The sequence below is a fragment of the Streptomyces tubbatahanensis genome (assembly GCF_022699385.1).
Classification (GTDB): Bacteria; Actinomycetota; Actinomycetes; order Streptomycetales; family Streptomycetaceae; genus Streptomyces; species Streptomyces diacarni.
The window spans coordinates 4,393,723-4,412,332 of record NZ_CP093846.1 but is presented as its reverse complement, the minus strand read 5'-3'; the positions used below and the strand labels follow the sequence as shown (position 1 = coordinate 4,412,332).

Annotated in this window: 16 protein-coding genes; 4 read left to right on the top strand and 12 right to left on the bottom strand. The window is 72.6% G+C overall.

Features of this window, described 5'->3' with window-relative positions:
• The first annotated feature begins 251 nt into the window (after positions 1 to 251).
• From MMF93_RS18935 to MMF93_RS18925, 3 genes are all read left to right on the top strand, one after another.
• Positions 252 to 1,304 carry a hypothetical protein gene (locus MMF93_RS18935; RefSeq protein WP_242753157.1) on the top strand — a complete coding sequence of 351 codons (1,053 nt, stop codon included), beginning with the start codon at positions 252 to 254 and terminating at the stop codon, positions 1,302 to 1,304.
• Between the two features lie 215 nt (positions 1,305 to 1,519).
• On the top strand, positions 1,520 to 2,236 hold the full coding sequence (locus tag MMF93_RS18930; RefSeq protein ID WP_242753155.1) for a DUF3558 domain-containing protein: 717 nt from the start codon (positions 1,520 to 1,522) through the stop codon (positions 2,234 to 2,236).
• A 139-nt stretch (positions 2,237 to 2,375) separates the two neighbouring features.
• Positions 2,376 to 3,926 carry a DUF2637 domain-containing protein gene (locus MMF93_RS18925; protein WP_242753154.1) on the top strand — a complete coding sequence of 517 codons (1,551 nt, stop codon included), beginning with the start codon at positions 2,376 to 2,378 and terminating at the stop codon, positions 3,924 to 3,926.
• Positions 3,927 to 3,948: 22 nt separating this feature from the next.
• Here the strand turns inward: MMF93_RS18925 and lysS are convergent, their stop codons facing one another.
• A complete protein-coding gene (gene lysS, locus MMF93_RS18920) occupies positions 3,949 to 5,700 on the bottom strand; it encodes a lysine--tRNA ligase (RefSeq protein ID WP_242753153.1) in 1,752 nt (583 codons plus the stop codon).
• A 138-nt stretch (positions 5,701 to 5,838) separates the two neighbouring features.
• Between lysS and argS the strand changes: the two genes are divergently transcribed.
• Entirely contained in the window at positions 5,839 to 7,617 is a 1,779-nt protein-coding gene (argS, locus tag MMF93_RS18915; RefSeq protein WP_242753152.1) for an arginine--tRNA ligase, read from the top strand.
• Between the two features lie 63 nt (positions 7,618 to 7,680).
• Here the strand turns inward: argS and MMF93_RS18910 are convergent, their stop codons facing one another.
• The 11 genes from MMF93_RS18910 to MMF93_RS18860 all read right to left on the bottom strand — a co-directional run bounded on the left by MMF93_RS18910 (position 7,681) and on the right by MMF93_RS18860 (position 18,175).
• A complete protein-coding gene (locus MMF93_RS18910; RefSeq protein WP_242753148.1) occupies positions 7,681 to 8,244 on the bottom strand; it encodes a GAF domain-containing protein in 564 nt (187 codons plus the stop codon).
• Positions 8,225 to 8,815 carry a GTP-binding protein gene (locus tag MMF93_RS18905; RefSeq protein WP_242753146.1) on the bottom strand — a complete coding sequence of 197 codons (591 nt, stop codon included), beginning with the start codon at positions 8,813 to 8,815 and terminating at the stop codon, positions 8,225 to 8,227. Before MMF93_RS18905 ends, MMF93_RS18910 begins: the two co-directional genes overlap by 20 nt.
• Complete coding sequence (locus tag MMF93_RS18900) at positions 8,793 to 9,170, bottom strand: DUF742 domain-containing protein (RefSeq protein WP_242753144.1); 378 nt, start codon at positions 9,168 to 9,170, stop codon at positions 8,793 to 8,795. Before MMF93_RS18900 ends, MMF93_RS18905 begins: the two co-directional genes overlap by 23 nt.
• Positions 9,171 to 9,174: 4 nt before the next feature.
• The gene (locus tag MMF93_RS18895) at positions 9,175 to 9,591 is read right to left on the bottom strand and encodes a roadblock/LC7 domain-containing protein (protein WP_242753142.1); all 417 of its coding nucleotides are present in this window, start codon (positions 9,589 to 9,591) and stop codon (positions 9,175 to 9,177) included.
• Positions 9,584 to 11,485, bottom strand: a complete 1,902-nt coding sequence (locus tag MMF93_RS18890; protein ID WP_242753141.1) for an ATP-binding protein — start codon at positions 11,483 to 11,485, stop codon at positions 9,584 to 9,586. Before MMF93_RS18890 ends, MMF93_RS18895 begins: the two co-directional genes overlap by 8 nt.
• A 239-nt stretch (positions 11,486 to 11,724) precedes the next feature.
• Entirely contained in the window at positions 11,725 to 12,081 is a 357-nt protein-coding gene (locus tag MMF93_RS18885; protein WP_242753140.1) for a cupin domain-containing protein, read from the bottom strand.
• A gap of 290 nt (positions 12,082 to 12,371) precedes the next feature.
• Positions 12,372 to 13,373 (bottom strand): porphobilinogen synthase, encoded by a 1,002-nt coding sequence (hemB, locus tag MMF93_RS18880; protein WP_242753139.1) that lies wholly within the window; start codon positions 13,371 to 13,373, stop codon positions 12,372 to 12,374.
• Complete coding sequence (locus MMF93_RS18875) at positions 13,370 to 15,007, bottom strand: bifunctional uroporphyrinogen-III C-methyltransferase/uroporphyrinogen-III synthase (RefSeq protein WP_242757651.1); 1,638 nt, start codon at positions 15,005 to 15,007, stop codon at positions 13,370 to 13,372. The genes hemB and MMF93_RS18875 overlap by 4 nt, the downstream gene beginning before the upstream one ends.
• A gap of 62 nt (positions 15,008 to 15,069) precedes the next feature.
• Positions 15,070 to 16,080 carry a hydroxymethylbilane synthase gene (gene hemC / locus MMF93_RS18870; RefSeq protein WP_242753137.1) on the bottom strand — a complete coding sequence of 337 codons (1,011 nt, stop codon included), beginning with the start codon at positions 16,078 to 16,080 and terminating at the stop codon, positions 15,070 to 15,072.
• Positions 16,077 to 17,390: a glutamyl-tRNA reductase gene (locus MMF93_RS18865; protein ID WP_242753135.1), complete on the bottom strand. Its 1,314-nt coding sequence runs from the start codon at positions 17,388 to 17,390 to the stop codon at positions 16,077 to 16,079. Before MMF93_RS18865 ends, hemC begins: the two co-directional genes overlap by 4 nt.
• On the bottom strand, positions 17,387 to 18,175 hold the full coding sequence (locus MMF93_RS18860) for a redox-sensing transcriptional repressor Rex (RefSeq protein WP_114018766.1): 789 nt from the start codon (positions 18,173 to 18,175) through the stop codon (positions 17,387 to 17,389). Before MMF93_RS18860 ends, MMF93_RS18865 begins: the two co-directional genes overlap by 4 nt.
• Positions 18,176 to 18,610: the final 435 nt, after the last annotated feature.

Here is an 18,610-nt window from a genome sequence, read left to right as displayed (position 1 = left end):
ACCCCCGCGGAGGCGTCGCCCAGGGGGTCGTTGCCAATCCGGAACATGGCGCGGCCGCACCGCGGGGCCCCCACAAGGCCAGGAGAGCGGCGAAAGGGAAAAGACTGACTTTGCGCAACATAGGTACCAGGCGACCGGACGCCTGAGCAGCGGGTGCGGTAGACATGGTGCCGTCGCCGCGTCGGCGGAACGCCTCACGGGCGTGCGCGGACGGCGACGCCCCCGACGACGACCCAGCGAGGAGGCCAACCGTGCCGCGGAGGGCAAAGAGGGACGCCGTGCGCGCGTCGTACGCGACCAAGGCCGCACTCGCCCTCGTACTCGCCGGCGCCCTCACCGCCTGCACGGGCTCCTCCGACTCCGAGGACGGCAACGACGGCAAGCCGGGAGGCTCCTCCGCCTCACCGAGCGCGGCCGAGCCCGGCAAGTACAGCACCCTGCCCGAGCCGTGCGACGCCGTCGGCACGGGCACCCTGCGCGACCTGCTGCCCGGCGCCGCGGCGGCCGAGGAAGACGGCACGGCGGCCCCCAGCCCGAGCGCCGACCCCTACGAGGGTGAGCCGAGCGCCACCTACGACACCGACCGCAGGGTCGGCTGCGGCTGGAAGAACGCCACCACCCTCAGCACCCGCCACCTGAACATCGACTTCGAGCGGGTGGTCTCCTACGACCCGTCCGTCAGCGACGACGAACAGGCCGCACAGCTGTACGTCAAGAAGGCCCGCAAGGCGCACATCCCCCTCGCGCCGGGCGACGGCAGCACGGACTCCGGCGCGGGCGCCGACTCCGACGCGGGCGCCGGCTCCGACTCCGACTCCGGCAAGGACCCGGACGCCTCGGGCGAGCCGGAGAAGAGCGGCGGCAAGACGCCCGAAGGCCACGCCTCACCGACCGAGGAGCCCGGCAAGGGCCACGAGAGCGACGGGGCAGGCGGGACCGGCGGGGCCGACGAGCACGGCAAGGGCGGCTCAGGTGACGACGGCGGCAAGGGCGGCTCGGGTGAGGACGGCGGCGAGGACGGGGCGTCGGACTCCCCCGGGTCCGACACGCCCACCCCGGACGAGGATCTGGCCCCCCGCTCCCTGGACGACCTGGCGGACGCCGCCTACATCGACGACGAGCTGCACACCGCGGACTCCGGCATCCACCGGGACGTCACCCTCGTCTTCCGCACCGCCAACGTGATCGCCACCGTCGAGTACGACCAGTGGGTGACCGACAAACACCGCATCCCGGACAGCGAGGAGCTCCAGGAGAAGGCGCGGAAGCTCGCCGGCCACCTCGCGGAGCAGTTCGAGGACTGACCGCACCCACCGGACCGACCAGACTGACCCTATGGGCACTTTCGCCCCTTTTTCCCGCCCTCCGCTGTGGCCGACCCCACCCTGTGGGCAGTCCCACGCCCCGGAAGGTGCCGCGAAACACCCACATGAGCCCACAGGTTGCGTACCGTTCCGACAGCACCGCTGCCACCCCCCGGCTCGGCACAACTGGTGAAGACCCCGGAAGCGAAGGAACCATGCACCGAAACGCCCCGCGCAACGCCCCTCGACGGAGCAAAACCGTCAGGAACACGCTCGCCTGTGCGGCAGTGGCGCTCCCCGTCCTGCTGGTCGCCGGCTGCTCCTCGGACTCCGACCAGGGCAAAGAATCGGACTCCCCCTCGGCCTCGGCGAGCAAGAAGCCCACCGTGGCGCCCGCCAAGTTCAAGAAGCTGCCCGACGCGTGCAAGAGCCTCGGCAAGGACGCCGTCAAGGACGTCGTGCCCGGCACCGACGACAAGTCGGGCAAGAAGGTCGGCTCCGGTGACGCCGACGACTCCAACAGCTGCCTGTGGAGCGGACTCGACAAGTACGACTACCGCCAGCTGACCCTCTCCTTCAAGCGCTTCGACTCCGACCCGGCCATCGGTTCGGGCGCCAAGCGCGCCGCGGAACACGCCAAGCAGCAGGTCGACGAGAAGACCGCCAACAAGAGCAACCGCGACCTCAAGGAGTTCAAGGTCTCCGGCGTCGGCGACGAGGCCTCGGCCGTCGCCTACGAGACCAAGAAGGAAGACACCAAGGGCAAGACCTCCGAGTACCGGGCCGAGCGCCTGGTCACCCGCGTCGCCAACGTCGTGGTCACCGTCGACTACGAGGGCGCCGGCTTCGAGGACGCCAAGAAGCCGGACGCCGACGAGGTGAAGAAGAACGCCGAGAAGGCGGCCAAGGAAGCGGTCAAGCAGATCAAGTGACCGCCAGGTCGCCCACCGCGCCCCGGAGCCCGGCCCTTCCGCACGGAGGCCGGGCTCCGCGCGTGCCGGGGGCCCGGAGTGTGCCAAGGTGGGCGCGCCAGTTTCCGAGGGCGGGTTCCAGAGGGTGGGGACAACTCCAGTGCAGGGCGTACAACTGACCCGAATACACCGCATACTGATCGCCGTCGTCATCGCCGGCGCCATGGTGATCGCCGCGATCGGCTTCGCGGGCTCCTACGCGGCCGTCCGCGACCTCGCGGAACGCAAGGGCTTCGGCGCCTTCGCCCCGTTCTTCCCCGTAGGGGTCGACGCCGGCATCGTTGTCCTGCTCGCCCTGGACCTGCTGCTGACGTGGATCCGCATTCCGTTTCCGCTGCTGCGGCAGACCGCCTGGCTGCTGACCGCCGCCACCATCGCCTTCAACGGCGCCGCCGCCTGGCCCGACCCGCTCGGTGTGGGCATGCACGCGGTCATCCCGGTGCTCTTCGTCGTCACCGTGGAAGCGGCGCGGCACGCCACCGGACGCGTCGCCGCCATCACCGCGGACAAGCACATGGAGGGCGTGCGCCTCTCCCGCTGGTTGCTGGCCTTCCCCTCCACCTTCCTGCTGTGGCGGCGGATGAAGCTGTGGGAGCTGCGCAGCTACGACCAGGTGATCCGGATGGAGCAGGACCGGCTCATCTACGAGACCCGGCTGCGCGCCCGGTACGGACGCGCCTGGCGGCGCCGGGCGCCCGTGGAGGCGCTGATGCCGTTGAAGCTGGTCCGCTACGGGGTGCCGCTGCGCGAGACGGCGCCCGAGGCGACCAGGCTCCCCGAGACGGCGCCCGAGGCGACCGCGCTGCCCGAGCGGGCGCCCGCGGCGGCCGCGGTCGGGACAGGGGTGGGGGCGGACGACGGCCTGTTGCCCGCACAGGTCCCGCACGACGCGCAGGTCCCGCACGACGCGCGGGCCGCGTGGGAGCCGGCCCCGCAGCACGAGACCGCGCCCGAACCCGCCGCCTCCGTCGCCCCCGTTCCCCCTCCCGTACCTGAGAACGAACCCGAAGCCGAAATCGCCCCGTCGACGGAGGCCGGGTACGCGCCGCCCCCGGAGGCCGGGCCCGCCGGCGGGCAGGGCGCGCAGGCCGCCTCGGGGCCCGCGGCCGAGCGCCCGGCGGCCGGGTTCCCCGTGCCGGTGGGGCCCGGCCGCTACCGGCGCATGGGGGAGCCGGCGGCGGCCGCGCCGGAAGCCCCGGCACCGGCGGCCCCGGCACCCGTCGAGGAGCTGTTCGTCGAGCCCACGCTTCCCGAGCCCACCCCCCACGAGGAGCCGGAGCAGCCCGGCGCGCCCGCCCTCGCGGACACGGACCCGAGGACGTACGCGGACCCGGAGGCGTACCCGGCCCCGGACCCGCGTCCGGGCCCGGACGCGTTCGAGGCGGAGGACGAGGACGAGGACCCGTACGGCGGTGACGAGCCCGTCGGCATCCCCGACGGCATCCCCCGCGAGGAGGTCTACTTCGAGGCGTACCGCCACTACGTCGCCTCGCACGGCGCCTTCCCCACCGCGCGGCACCTCTCCCGCACCCTGCACGACGGTTTCGGGGTCACCACGGTGGACGGCAGGCTGCTGAGCGAGACCTACCTGGGCACGTACATGCGCGAGTTCAAGGACCGCTACAACACCGAGATGGGGCTCGCGGGGTAGCGGTCCGCGGCCTCGGCCGGTCTCACGCCCCCAGCAGCTTGCGGACCCGCTCGGCGCCCACCGCGAGCAGCAGCGTGGGCAGGCGGGGGCCGGTCTCGCGGCTGACGAGGAGCCGGTAGAGCAGGGCGAAGAAGCCGCGCTGGGAGACCTTCAGCTCCGGGGTGGGCTTCGCGTCGGGGGCGAGCCCGGCCTGGACCTTCGGCACGCCGTACACCAGGGAGGTGAGGCCCTCCAGCGACCAGTTCGCCTCCAGGCCTTCCAGGAGCAGCCGCAGCGACTCGCGCTGCTGCTCGTCCAGCGAGGCGAGGAGTTCGGCGTCGGGCTCGTCGCGTACCCGGGTGCGCTGGTCGGCGGGGACCTGGGTGGTGATCCACCGGTGGGCGCGGTCGAGGCGGGGGCGGACCTCGTCCAGGTTGTGCACCGGGTGGGCGGGGTCGAGCTCGCTGAGGATGCGCAGGGTCTGCTCCTGCTGGCCGCCGGTGATGTCGGCGACCGAGGCGAGGGTGCGGTAGGGCAGCGGGCGCTCGGTGAGCGTGAGCGGGCCCAGGGCCGTGGTCGAGGCGCGGGTGTGCGCCGCGATGTCGGCGGGCTGGGCGCTGCCGTCGGCGATCTTGCGGCCGAGCGCGTCCCACTCGTCGTAGGTGCGCTGGATCTCCTGGTCGAAGGCGACCTTGAAGGACTGGTTGGGCTTGCGCCGCGCGTACAGCCAGCGCAGCAGCGGGGCCTCCATGATCTGGAGGGCGTCGGCGGGGGTGGGCACGCCGCCCTTGGAGGAGGACATCTTGGCCATGCCGCTGATGCCGACGAAGGCGTACATCGGGCCGAGGGGCTGCTGCCCGCCGAAGATCTCCTTGACGAGCTGGCCGCCGACGACGAACGAGGATCCCGGGGACTGGTGGTCCACGCCGGAGGGTTCGAAGACGACGCCCTCGTACGCCCAGCGCATCGGCCAGTCGACCTTCCACACCAGCTTGCCGTGGTGGAAGGTGCGCAGCTCGACGGTCTCGCCGTGGCCGCACCGGCAGGTGTAGGTCAGCTCGGTGGTCGCGTCGTCGTAGGCGGTGACCGTGGTCAGGTCGCGGCCGCAGGCGGTGCAGTAGGGCTTGTACGGGTAGTAGGCGGAGCCGGCGCCCGCGCCCGAGCCGTCGTCCTCGGCCGCCGCGCCCGAGCCCTGGGCGGCCTCGACCTCTGCCTCGTCGGGCTTCTGCTGCTTCTGCTGCTTCTGCTGGGGCTTCTTGCCGCCCTTGGCTTCCTTCTCCAGGGTGCGGTAGCGGTCCAGCACGGCGTCGATGCGCTCGCGCTCGCGCATGGCGAAGAGGATCTGCTCGGTGTAGGTGCCCGAGGTGTACTGCGCGGTCTGGCTGATGCCGCGGTACTCCACGCCGAGCTCCAGCAGCGACGCCTCCATGGCGGCCCTGAAGTGCTCGGCCCAGCTGCCGTACGGGCTGCCGGCGGGTGCGGGCACGGCGGTCAGGGGGCGGCCGATGTGCTCGTCCCAGGAGGCGTCGACGCCCTCGACGCCTGCGGGGACCTTGCGGAACCGGTCGTAGTCGTCCCAGGACAGCAGGTGCTCGCAGTCCAGACCGCGGCGCTTGATCTCGTCGGCGACCAGGTGCGGCACCATGACCTCGCGCAGGTTGCCCAGGTGGATGGGGCCCGAGGGGCTCAGGCCTGACGCGCAGACGATCTTTTTGAGGCCGCGCCGCTCCGCTTCGGCGATGACGTCATCGGCGATACGGGAGACCCAGTCGGCCTCATGGGTGGTCAAAGCCACGTCCGGCACTTCCTTCTCGTCGCGCTCTTCAAACCTGCGCCGCCATTGTCCCACCCCGGAATGCGGCGGCGCCCCCCACTTCGCGCGTGGGATACTGGACGGCGCATCCAGCCACCCCGACGGAACGGTCAGCACTCCATGGCTACGGTCCCCTCTCTCGCCGCTACGGTCCGCCTGCGCGTCTCGGACGCCCTCTCGGCTGCTCTGCCGGAGGCCGCCTCCGCCGACCCGCTGCTGCGACGTAGCGACCGGGCGGACTTCCAGGCCAACGGCATGCTGGCGCTCGCCAAGCAGCTGAAGGGCAATCCGCGGGAGCTGGCGGCGAAGGTCACCGAGGCGGTGCCCGCTCACGACGAAGACGGGACGATCGCCGGGATCGAGGTCTCGGGCCCCGGCTTCCTCAACATCACCGTCGCCGACAGGGCGATCGTGGAGAACCTGGCCGCCCGCCGGCAGGACGAGCGCCTGGGCGTGCCGTACGCGGACGACCCCGGCACGACGGTGATCGACTACTCGCAGCCGAACGTCGCCAAGGAGATGCACGTCGGGCACCTGCGCTCGACGGTGATCGGCGACGCCGTCGTGCACCTGCTCGAACACCGGGGCGAGACGGTGATCCGGCGCCACCACATCGGCGACTGGGGCACCAACTTCGGCATGCTCATCCAGTATCTGATCGAGCACCCGCACGAGCTGGACCACGCCTCGGACACGGCGGGCGCCAAGGACGCGGGCGAGGCCGCCATGGCCCGGCTCAACCGGCTCTACAAGTCCTCCCGCGCCCTCTTCGACTCCGACGAGGACTTCAAGGCCCGCGCCCGCGACCGGGTGCCGGCTCTACAGAGCGGCGACGCGGAGACGCTGGCCCTCTGGCACAAGATCGTGGACGAGTCCAAGACGTACTTCCAGGGCGTCTACGACGAGCTGGACGTCGAGATCCGCGACGCGGACATCGTCGGCGAGAGCGCCTACAACGACGACCTCCAGCAGGTCGTCAAGGACCTGGAGGAGTCCGGGGTCGCCGTGCGCTCCGAGGGCGCGCTGTGCGTCTTCTTCGAGGACGTCAAGGGCCCCGACGGCACGCCCACCCCGCTGATCGTCCAGAAGTCCAACGGCGGCTTCGGCTACGCGGCCACCGACCTGGCCGCCATCCGCAACCGCGTCGGCGACCTGAAGGCCGACACCCTGCTGTACGTGGTCGACGCCCGCCAGGCGCTGCACTTCCGCATGGTGTTCGAGACGGCGCAGCGCGCCGGCTGGCTGCCCGAGGGCGCCGCCAGGCAGCTCCCGTTCGGCACCGTGCTGGGCAAGGACGGCAAGCCGTTCAAGACCCGCGAGGGCGAGACGGTGCGCCTGGTCGACCTGCTGGACGAGGCGGTGGAGCGCGCGGCGGCCGTCGTCCGCGAGAAGGCCGACGCGAGCGTGACCGAGGAGGAGATCCAGCGGCGCGCCCAGCAGGTCGGTATCGGCGCGGTCAAGTACGCGGACCTGTCCAACTCGATGACGCGCGACTACGTCTTCGACCTGGACCGCATGGTCTCCCTCCAGGGCGACACCAGCGTCTACCTCCAGTACGCGTACGCGCGGGTCCGCTCCATCTTCCGCAAGGCGAAGGACCTTCAGCCGGTGCCGCACCCGGAGCGGGAGCTGGCCCCGGCCGAGCGGGCGCTGGCCCTGCACCTGGACGGCTTCGCGGACACGCTGGTGACGGCGGCCGACGAGTACGCGCCGCACAAGCTGACGGCGTACCTGTACGAACTGGCCACGCTCTACAGCCGGTTCTTCGAGAACTGCCTGGTTCTCGACCCGGCGGAGCCCGAGCAGTCCGAGAACCGCCTGTTCCTGTGCGAGATGACCGCGAAGGTCCTCCACCAGGGCCTGGCGCTGCTCGGCATCCGCACGCCCGAGCGGCTCTGAGCCGCCTTCCGGCGCGGACCTCGCGCACCCCGCCAGGCCGCGACGGCCGGCGGGGTCGCGCGGTCACGACGGGTGGACCCCGCGCAGGATCTCCTCCCGCAGCTCGGCGGCCATCGTCTTGATGGTCCGCAGCCCCTGCCTGCCCCACGGGCGCGGCCGCTGGTCGACGGCGCAGATCGTGCCCAGCGCCATGCCCGAGGGGTCGAGCAGCGGCGCGCCGATGTAGGACCTGATGCCGCCGTCCACGACGGGGTTGACGGCGAACCGGGCGAAGTCGCGCACGTCCTCCAGCACCAGCGCGGTACGCCGGGCCACGACGTGCACGCAGAAGCCGTGGTCGCGCTCCATCACCCGGCCCATCCCGCCGTCCGGGTCGACCGGGCCCTTCTCCGGGTCCATGGCCGCGTCGTACAGGCCCGAGAAGTACTGCCGCCGCTCGTCGATGAAGTTGACCATCGCGAAGGGCGCGTCCGTGACCCGGGCCAGCTCCCGCGCGAAGGCGTCGAACTCGGGTATGGGCCGCTCGCCGATGCCCAGCTCCCTGAGCCGGGCCACCCGCGCGGGCGCCTCGGTGTCCTGCGGGGTCACCAGCAGGCGGGCCGTGAGGTCAAGCGGTGTGAACGGCATGCGCGCTCCTCGGGTCGATCAGGTGCTGGATGAGGGAGATGAGGACCCCGGTGGCGGAGTCGGGGGCGCGGGCGTCGCACAGGACGACGGGGACGCCCGGGTCGAGGTCGATCGCCGCTCGCACCTCGTCGGGGTTGTAGCGGTGGGAGCCGTCGAACTCGTTGACGGCCAGCACGAAGCGGATGCCGCGCCGCTCGAAGTAGTCCACGGCGGGGAAGCAGTGTTCCAACCGCCGGGTGTCCGCCAGCACGACGGCGCCCAGCGCCCCGGCGGACAGCTCGTCCCACATGAACCAGAAGCGGTCCTGGCCCGGCGTGCCGAACAGGTACAGGACGTACCCCGCCTCGAAGGTGAGGCGTCCGAAGTCCATGGCCACGGTGGTCGTGGTCTTCTCCTCCACCCCCTCCAGGCTGTCGGTGGCCGCGCCGACCTGCGTCAAAAGCTCCTCGGTGCTCAGCGGGTCGATCTCGCTGACGGCCCCCACGAAGGTCGTCTTGCCGACCCCGAACCCGCCCGCGACGATGATCTTCAGCGCGGTCGGGAAGGGGTCAGAGTCTTCTACGGAGCCCATCCAGCACCGCCTCCAACAGTTCTCGGTCGTTCGTGGCGGGGCCCTGCAGGTGTACGGGGCCACGCGTGGTGACGGCGCCGCGCTCCACCAGGTCCGACAGCACCACCTTGGTGACGGTGGCGGGCAGGTGGACGGTCGCGGCGATCTCGGCGACGGACACGGGCCCGCCGCACAGTCCGAGCACCTGGCTGTGCTCGGGACCCAGGTAGCCGTCCGGGCGGACACCGGTCGCCAGCACCAGCGTCAGCAGATCCAGATCGGCCGAAGGCCTGGTGCGGCCCTCGCTGACGGTGTACGGGCGGACCAGCCGGCCCGCGTCGTCGTCGAGCCAGGGCTCGTCGGGGGCTCCTGGCATGGCGTCAGGCGCCGCGGGGCTGCCGGGCCGGTGTCGCCAGGTACGGGCGGACGCTCTTGACCAGCATGGCCATCTCGTAGCCCAGCACGCCCGCGTCCGCCTCGCTCCCCGCGAACACGGCCAGGCAGGCGCCCTGGCCCGCGGTACTGACGAACAGGAGCGAGCTGTCCAGCTCGACCACCACCTGGCGCACGTCGTCGCCGCCCGCGAAGCGCACCCCGGCGCTGCGGCCCAGCGAGTACAGGCCCGAGGCGAGGGCCGCCATGTGGTCCGCCGTGTCGGTCTCCAGCCCGTGCGCCGCCTTCACCAGCCCGTCCGAGGACAGCAACAGGGCGCTGCGCGCGTGCGGTACGCGCTCGACCAGTCCTGTCAGCAGCCAGGACAGGTCCACCGTCTGCTGCCGCAGGGGTGCTTCACTCATCACGATCGCGTCTTCCTCTCGGTGGGCCGGGCTGTTGCCTGGAGTCGGTGGGCCTGATCGCCGCCTCAAGGGGCCGGCCTGTCGCCGTGCGGCGGAGCCGGGGCGGGCCCGTGCGGCGCTCCTCGGCCCCCGTGCCGGACCGGGCGCCGACCTCGGTTTCCGTCTCTGCCTCGGTCTCTGTTTCGGCCCCGGTCTCTGTCTCGGCCTCGGACTCTGTCTCGGCCCGGACGGTGCCGCGCTGGAACGCCGCCATCAGCCCCGGATCGTGCACAGGTTCGTCGGCGGGGACACCGGAGGAGGCCGCGCGCGGCGGCGCGTCCCGCAGTTCGGGAACGAGGTGCTCCTGACGGCGCCGCCGAGGCAACCGGGGCCGCTCGTCGCCCCCGGGCCCAGACCCAGGACCGGGCCCGCGACCTGCGGACGGCTGCGGGGGCGGCGGCCCGGGTGGGGGCTGCGGCACCGGCGCGTGCTGCGGCCCGGGCGCCGGCGACTCGGGGGTGGGCGCCGGCCGCGATACGGGCGGCGCCTCGGGGGCGCGGTGCCGGCCTGCCCGCACCGGGAGGGTGCGCTCCGACGCCCTGTCCCGCGGGGCCGCAGGGGCCGGGCCCCCGCCCGCGGGCGCCGCTCCCGGACGGTGCCCGGCGTCCGGACGCCGGGGCGCGGCCGCCGTCTTGGGGCCCTCCTCGCGGGCGCCCAGCATGGCGTGGGGCAGGACGAGGACGGCCTGGATGCCGCCGTAGATGTTGGTGCGGAGCTGGACGGCGATGTCGTGCCGCCTGGCGAGGGTGCCGACGACGTACATGCCGATGCGCCCGTCGGACAGCAGCGCGGCGACGTCGACGCTGTCGGGGTCGGCCAGCAGCGCGTTCATGCGGCGCTGTTCGGCCCCGGTCATGCCCAGCCCGCGGTCCTCCACCTCCACGGCGAGTCCCGCGGTCACGTGGGAGGCGCGCAGCAGCACCTGTGTCTGCGGCGCGGAGTAGACGGTCGCGTTCTCCACCAGTTCGGACAGCAGGTGGATGACGTCGGCGACGGCGCCGCCGCGCACGGTGCCCTCCAGGGGCGGCACCAGTTTGACGCGCTGGTAGTGCTCGACCTCGGCGGTGGCCGAGCGGAGGATCTCGGTGAGCGGTACGGGCCGGGTCCACTGGCGCCGGGAGACGGCGCCGCCGAGGACCGCCAGGTTCTCGGCGTAGCGGCGCACGCGGGTGGCCAGGTGGTCGACCTGGAAGACGCCCTTGAGGAGGTCGGGGTCCTCGACCTGGTTCTCCAAGGTGTCCAGGACCTTGATCTCGCGGTGCAGCAGCGACTGGAGCCGGCGGGCGAGGTTGACGAAGACGGCGACCCGGTCGTCGGCGTCGAGCCCCTGCCGCCGCTCTTCCTCCCCGCTGCCCGCCGCGTGGCCGGTGGCGCCGCGCGCGGCCAGGTGGGCCGCCTGTGCCATCGCGCTGTGCGCGGCGTGCCGCGCGAGGGCGAGTTCGTGGGCGAGCGACTCCAGGGGGTCGCCGCCGGGCCGGGGTGCGGGCGGGGGCGGGGGCGCGGCGAGCGGTTCGCCCGCCTGGAGCCTGCGCAGTTGCGCCGCCGTCTCGGCGCGGCCGCGCTCGGCCGCGCTGCGCAGTGCGGCGTAGCGCGCCTGACGCGTGCGCGCCTGGGTGGTGGCGGTCCGCAGGCCGGTGACGAGCGCTGCGGCCGCGACGAGTAACGCCCCGGCGAGCACGCCCACGGCGCCGGCGTCGTCGAAACCGGTCCTCGGGGCCGTCGTCCCGGCGGGTTCCCACGCGTTCCACAGGTAGGCCACGGCTCCCGCGCCGGCGAGTGCGACGACGGCGGCGGGCGCCGTCGCCAGCCGTATCAGACGGCGGCGTACCGCCGCGTCCGCTGGAGGTTGAGGCATCGATTCCCTCGGTGATTCCGCTGCGAACAAGGAGCGTCCCCGCACGGCGGGAGAACGGGCCTTCTCCCGCCGGGCGGCGTGGGTCCAGCCATGGTGCTACGGCGCGGGGCGCGATGCGGGACCCCGTCACAACTGCCACACAACTGGGGCGAGTTCGACAGCGAGGTGTACGAAAACGAACGAATACGAGCGGGAATCGGCCGACCCCGGTCACCGGGATCGGCCGGACGTCCCGGGCCTCAGCGCTCGGGGAAGAACGCGTACAGCAGGCAGCCCTGTTCGCTGTGCGGCTGGTGGGTGGAGCCCTTGGCCCCCCGCACCCGGCTGCCCGCCGGGTAGCGGCCGCCCTCGTCCCTGAGCTCTCCCTCGACGACGACCAGGATCTCGCTGCTGTCGCCGTGGTGGTCGGGCTCGGTGTAGCCGGATCCCGGGGCGAACCGTACGTACGCCTCGCGCGGCAACGGGTCCGAGCCGTCCGCGGGGCGGGTCCAGCTGACCACCCGGGCGCTCACCCCGGGGTACAGCTCGATCGGGTCGATGCCCTCCAGCGCCTGGGCGTCGACCACATGGAAGTCGGGGCGCGCGGAAGTCGTCACGGTGTGCTCCTCTTTCTCTGCGGTGGCGCTGCGACAAAGGGGACTTCGCGAGACGGGAGAGGTGCGCCGTCGAAGTCGCGCGGGGTCAAGCCGCCCAGCACAGTGCGATGACATGACGTCAACTGCCTCGGCGGCGGCGGGATTTCACCCGCCGCCGCGCCATTCGAACAAGGCCCGAAGAGCGTAAGTGATCCTTCCGGCTCTTACAACGGAAACGGGCGTTAATTGAGCGGACAACGACAAGGGCCCCATCCCTGCCGGATGGGGCCCTCGACCTGGTGCCGACTGGTTCAGTACCGCGCGCGCAGCAGCCCGGCGGCCTCCGTCGCCCAGTAGGTGAGGATCATGTTGGCGCCGGCCCGGGTGAAGCTGGTCAGCGACTCCAGGACGGCCGCCTCGCGGTCGATCCAGCCCTTCTCCGCCGCCGCCTCGACCATCGCGTACTCGCCCGAGACCTGGTAGACGCCGACCGGCACCTCCGTCCGCTCGGCGAAGTCCCGCAGGACGTCCAGGTAGGGCAGGCCCGGCTTGACCATCACCATGTCCGCGCCCTCGGCCAGGTCGAGCGAGAGCTCGCGCAGCGCCTCACGCGCGTTGGCCGGGTCCTGCTGATACGTCTTGCGGTCGCCCTGGAGGGAGGAGCCGACGGCCTCACGGAAGGGGCCGTAGAACGCGGAGGAGTACTTCGCCGTGTAGGCGAAGAGCGCCACATCCTGGTGCCCCGCCTCCTCCAACGCCGCGCGGACGTACGCGATCTGGCCGTCCATCATCCCGCTGGGGCCCAGCACATGGGCGCCGGCGTCGGCCTGGACGCGGGCCATCTCGGCGTACCGCTCAAGCGTCGCGTCGTTGTCCACGCGGCCGTCGCCGGTGAGCACCCCGCAGTGGCCGTGATCGGTGTACTCGTCCAGGCACAGGTCGGACATCAGCACCAGCGCGTCACCGACCTCGGCCCGCACGTCCCGCAGCGCCACCTGGAGGATGCCCTCCGGGTCGGTGCCAGCGGTGCCCACCGCGTCCTTCTTCGCGTCCTCGGGCACGCCGTAGAGCATCAGCCCGCCGACGCCCGCCTCGGCCGCCTCCACGGCGGCCTTCCGCAGCGTGTCCCTGGTGTGCTGCACGACGCCCGGCATGGAGCCCACCGGCACGGGCTCGCCGATGCCCTCCCGCACGAAGGCGGGCAGGATCAGGTCGGACGGCCTGGTGTGGTGCTCGGCGACCAGCCGGCGCATGGCCGGGATGCCGCGCAGCCGCCGCGGCCTGGCAGCCGGGAAGCTGCCGTAGGTGCTCATGATGTGCGTGCCCTCCTCCTGGCCGGGCGCTTCTCGCTCGGCCGCTTCACCTGCTCGCCCGCCTCCAGCGCGGCGGCGCGGCGCTGGGCGCCGAAGTCGGCGAGCGCCTCGGCCAGCTTGTGCACGGACGGCTCGGGAGCCATCACGTCCACCCGCAGCCCGTGCTCCTCCGCCGTCTTGGCCGTGGCAGGGCCGATACAGGCGATGACGGTGACGTTGTGCGGCTTGCCCGCGATACCGACCAGGTTGCGCACGGTGGACGACGAGGTGAACAGCACCGCGTCGAACCCGCCGCCCTTGATGGCCTCCCGGGTCTCGGCGGGCGGCGGCGAGGCGCGCACGGTGCGGTACGCCGTCACGTCGTCCACCTCCCAGCCCAGCTCGATCAGCCCGGCCACCAGCGTCTCGGTGGCGATGTCGGCGCGCGGCAGGAACACCCGGTCGATCGGGTCGAAGACCGGGTCGTAGGGCGGCCAGTCCTCCAGCAGCCCGGCGGCCGACTGCTCGCCGCTGGGCACCAGGTCCGGCTTCACACCGAACTCGACCAGCGCCTTCGCGGTCTGCTCGCCCACCGCAGCGACCTTGATCCCGGCGAAGGCGCGGGCGTCGAGCCCGTACTCCTCGAACTTCTCGCGCACCGCCTTGACGGCGTTGACCGAGGTGAAGGCGATCCACTCGTAGCGGCCCGTGACCAGGCCCTTGACCGCGCGCTCCATCTGCTGCGGAGTACGCGGCGGCTCCACGGCGATCGTCGGCACCTCGGCCGGCACGGCGCCGTAGGAGCGCAGCTGGTCGGAGAGGGAGGCCGCCTGCTCCTTGGTGCGCGGCACCAGGACCTGCCAGCCGAACAGCGGCTTGGACTCGAACCAGGCCAGCTGGTCGCGCTGGGCCGGGGCACTGCGCTCGCCGACCACGGCTATGACGGACTGCCCGCCGTCGGGCGAGGGCAGCACCTTGGCCTGCTTGAGGGCCTGCGTGATCCCCCCGAGCGTCGCGGCGAAGGTGCGCTGCCGGGTCGTGGTGCCCGCCAGCGTGACGGTCATGGGGGTGTCCGGCTTGCGGCCCGCGGCCACCAGCTCGCCCGCCGCCGCGGAGACCTCCTGGAGCGTCGTGGAGACGACGACGGTCGCGTCGCTGACGCCCAGCTCGGTCCAGCAGCGGTCGTCGGCCGTGGCCGCGTCGACGAACCGCACGTCCGTGCCCTGCCCGTCGCGCAGCGGCACCCCGGCGTAGGCCGGCACGCCCACGGCCGCGGCGATGCCCGGCACGACCTCGAACGGAATGCCCTCGCCCGCCAGCGCGAGCATCTCCCTGGCGGCGTCCGAATCCATCCCCGGGTCACCCGCGACCGCACGGACGACCCGCTTGCCGGCGCGCGCGGCGGCTATGGCAGACTCGCCCGCATCGATGGCCACATCGCCCGCCGGTGCGGAGGCAGTTGACGCCTCGTCAGTGACCGGCTGGAGTGGTGTGTCCACACCCGGGCGGGTGTGGACGCGCACGACGTCGTGCACGCGGGAGTCGGCGACGAGCACGTCGGCCTGCCCCAGCGCCTCGACGGCGCGCAACGTCAGCAGACCCGGATCTCCGGGCCCGGCGCCCAGGAAGGTGACGCGTCCCTGTGCACCGTGCAGGTGCGCTCTCTTCGCGAATGCCGTCGTGCGTGCGGTGCTCGACTTGTCGGCGGCGGTGGGGCTCAAAGTGCTCGCTCCCCCATCAGACCGGCCGCACCCTTGGCGAGCATCTCGTCGGCGAGCTCCTGACCCATGCGGGCAAAGGCTGCATGGTCGACGATCTCACCGTCGGACGCCGGTACGGGACCGGTGGTGGACAACTGCACCAGCGTGCGTCCGTCGGTGGTGCCGACGACGCCGCGCAGGCGCATTTCGGTGACAACCTGCCCCTCGACAAGCAGGTCGGCAAGCGCACCCACGGGTGCGCTGCAGCCGGCCTCCAAGGCGGCGAGCAGGGTTCGCTCGGCGGTGACGGCCGCCCGCGTGTGCGGGTCGTCCAGCTCCGCGAGCTGTGCGGCCAGGTGCGCGTTGGATGCCGCGCACTCGACGGCCAGTGCCCCCTGACCGGGGGCGGGAAGTACCTGGTCCGGGCTGATCAGTTCGGTGGCCTCCTCATCGAGGCGGCCCACGCGCTGGAGCCCGGCGGCGGCGAGGACGACCGCGTCGAGCTCACCGGAGCGCACGTACCCGATCCGGGTGTCGATATTCCCCCGGATCGGAACGGTCTCGATCTCCAGACCCAGCGCGCGCGCCCAGGCGTGCACCTGCGCCATCCGGCGAGGCGAGCCCGTACCGATCCGCGCCGTGCCCGGCGCGGCGGCGCGCGCCAGCGCCTCGAAACCCAGCCCGTCCCTGCCGACCAGCACGTCCCGCGCGTCCGCCCGCACCGGCACGGCGGCCAGCGCGAACTGCTCGGGCTGCGTCGTCGGCAGGTCCTTGAGCGAGTGCACGGCGAAGTCGATCTCACCGCTGAGCAACGCGTCCCGCAGCGCGTTGACGAACACCCCGGTGCCGCCGATCTGCGCCAGCTGCTCCTTGCTGACGTCGCCGTACGTGGTGATCTCCACCAGCTCGACAGGGCGCCCGGTGACCCTGCGGACCTCCTCGGCGACCAGCCCGGACTGCGCCATCGCCAGTTTGCTGCGGCGGGTGCCCAGCCTGAGTGGGGTGGTGGCTGTGGCATGGGTGTTCATTGCCGCTCCTGTTCCGGATTGCTGACAGCGGCGACCGCCTGCGGGTCGAGGTCGAAGAGTTCACGCAACGCGTCGGCGTACCCGGCGCCGCCGGGCTCGCCCGCGAGCTGCTTGACCCGCACCGTCGGCGCGTGCAGCAGCTTGTCCACGACACGGCGCACGGTCTGCGTGACCTCCGCGCGCAGCTTGTCGTCCATGCCGTGCAGCCGTCCCTCCAGGCGGGCCAGCTCCCCGGCGACGACATCGGCGGCCATCGTGCGCAGCGCGACCACGGTCGGCGTGATCGTCGCGGCCCGCTGGGCGGCGCCGAACGCGGCCACCTCCTCGGCGACGAGGGCACGCACGGCCTCCACGTCACCGGCCATCGGCGCGTCCGCCTCGGCGTCGGCGAGCGACTCGATGTCCACGAGCCGCACCCCGTCGATCCGGTGCGCGGCCACGTCGACGTCACGGGGCATGGCGAGGTCGAGCACCGCCAGCGCCGCCTCCCGCCGGCGGCCACCGGCGGCGGCCTCGATGCCGGAGGCCGACAGGACGAGCCCCGTCGCACCCGTGCACGAGACCACCACGTCGGCCGCCGCCAGTTCACCGGCGACCGCCGCCATCGGCACGGCACGCCCCTGAAGGCTCTCGGCCAGCCGCTCCGCCCTGGCCAGCGTCCGGTTGGCGATCACCAGTTCGCCCACACCGGCCCGCGCGAGCGTCACCGCGGCGAGCGAGGACATGGACCCTGCGCCGATCACCAGCGCCCGCTTCCCGTACGCCCATTCCGCCACGGACGCTCCGGCCGCGAGCTGCTCCAGGCCGAACGTCACCAGGGACTGCCCGGCCTTGTCGATGCCCGTCTCGGAGTGCGCGCGCTTGCCCACCCGCAGCGCCTGCTGGAACAGGTCGTTCAGCAGCCGGCCCGCCGTGTGCTGCTCCTGCGCGACGGCCAGCGCGTCCTTGATCTGCCCGAGGATCTGGCCCTCGCCGACCACCATCGAGTCCAGCCCGCACGCCACCGAGAACAGGTGGTGCACGGCACGGTCCTCGTAGTGCACGTACAGATAAGGGGTGAGCTCGTCCAGGCTCACACCGCTGTGCTGCGCCAGCAGCGTCGACAGCTCGGCGACACCGGCGTGGAACTTGTCGACGTCCGCGTACAGTTCGATCCGGTTGCAGGTGGAGAGCACGGCCGCCTCGGCGGCGGGCTCGGCACCCACCGTGTCCTGCAACAGCTTGCCCCGCTCCCCGGGCTCCAGCGCCGCGCGCTCCAGCACGCTGACCGGCGCGCTGCGGTGGCTCAGGCCGACGACCAGCAGACTCATGCCGGCATCACGGCGGGCAGGTCCCCGTCAGGTCCGGACTCGGGCGGCCGCTTGGTGACGGCCACGGCGGGCGGTGCGGCGGGCGGCGCCGTGTCCACCTCGGGGGCCGAGGCGGGCTCCTCGCCCGCCTTGCGCTGCTCGTGGAAGGCGAGGATCTGCAGCTCTATGGACAGATCCACCTTGCGCACGTCCACGCCCTCGGGCACGGACAGCACGGTCGGCGCGAAGTTGAGGATCGAGGTGATCCCGGCGGCCACCAGCCGGTCGCACACCTGCTGGGCGGCGCCCGCCGGGGTGGCGATCACGCCGATGGACACCCCGTTGTCGTCGATGATCTTCTCCAGCTCGTCGGTGTGCTGGACCGGGATCCCGGCGACGGGCTTGCCCGACAGCCCCGGGTCGGCGTCGATCAGCGCCGCGACGCGGAAGCCGCGCGAGGCGAAACCACCGTAGTTGGCGAGGGCGGCACCGAGGTTGCCGATACCGACGATCACGACGGGCCAGTCCTGCGTGAGGCCGAGCTCGCGTGAGATCTGGTAGACGAGGTACTCGACGTCGTAGCCGACACCGCGGGTGCCGTAGGAGCCGAGGTAGGAGAAGTCCTTGCGGAGCTTGGCCGAGTTGACGCCGGCCGCCGAGGCCAGCTCCTCCGACGATACGGTCGGCACCGAGCGCTCGGAGAGCGCCGTGAGTGCCCGCAGGTACAGCGGAAGACGGGCGACGGTAGCCTCGGGGATTCCTCGGCTCCGACTCGTCGCCGGACGATGGTTTCGGCCAGTTGCCACGGTGCTCCTGCCGGTTGCGCGAAGCGGTGAGCGGTCGAACGTGAGGTGCCCTCGCGGACCGCTCCGTCCCGACCAGGCTATGCCTTTGTGAACGCGTGCACAAAGATGGTGTCCGCTTTGTCCGGTCAACGTGACCGGCGCCACAGGCATCAACGGGGACACCGGTCACACTCCTCACCAATACGCCCCCGGACGGCAAAACGCCCTCGATACTAATCGAAAGCAACTCGAACCCCGACCACATTCCCACTCGCCGAGACCGCTTACGGCGGGTTTTGCGCGGTTTTCGACCGGTGCCCGGTACGGCCAGCCGACACCCGGCCCGGGGCCGCCCGGGGCCACCCGGGGCCGCCCGGGGCCGCCCCTTTCGCCCGGGTGGCGTGGCCCGGCCGGAACAGTCGCCGGGGCCGGCCCCGGCCCGGGTGTCCCGCCCGA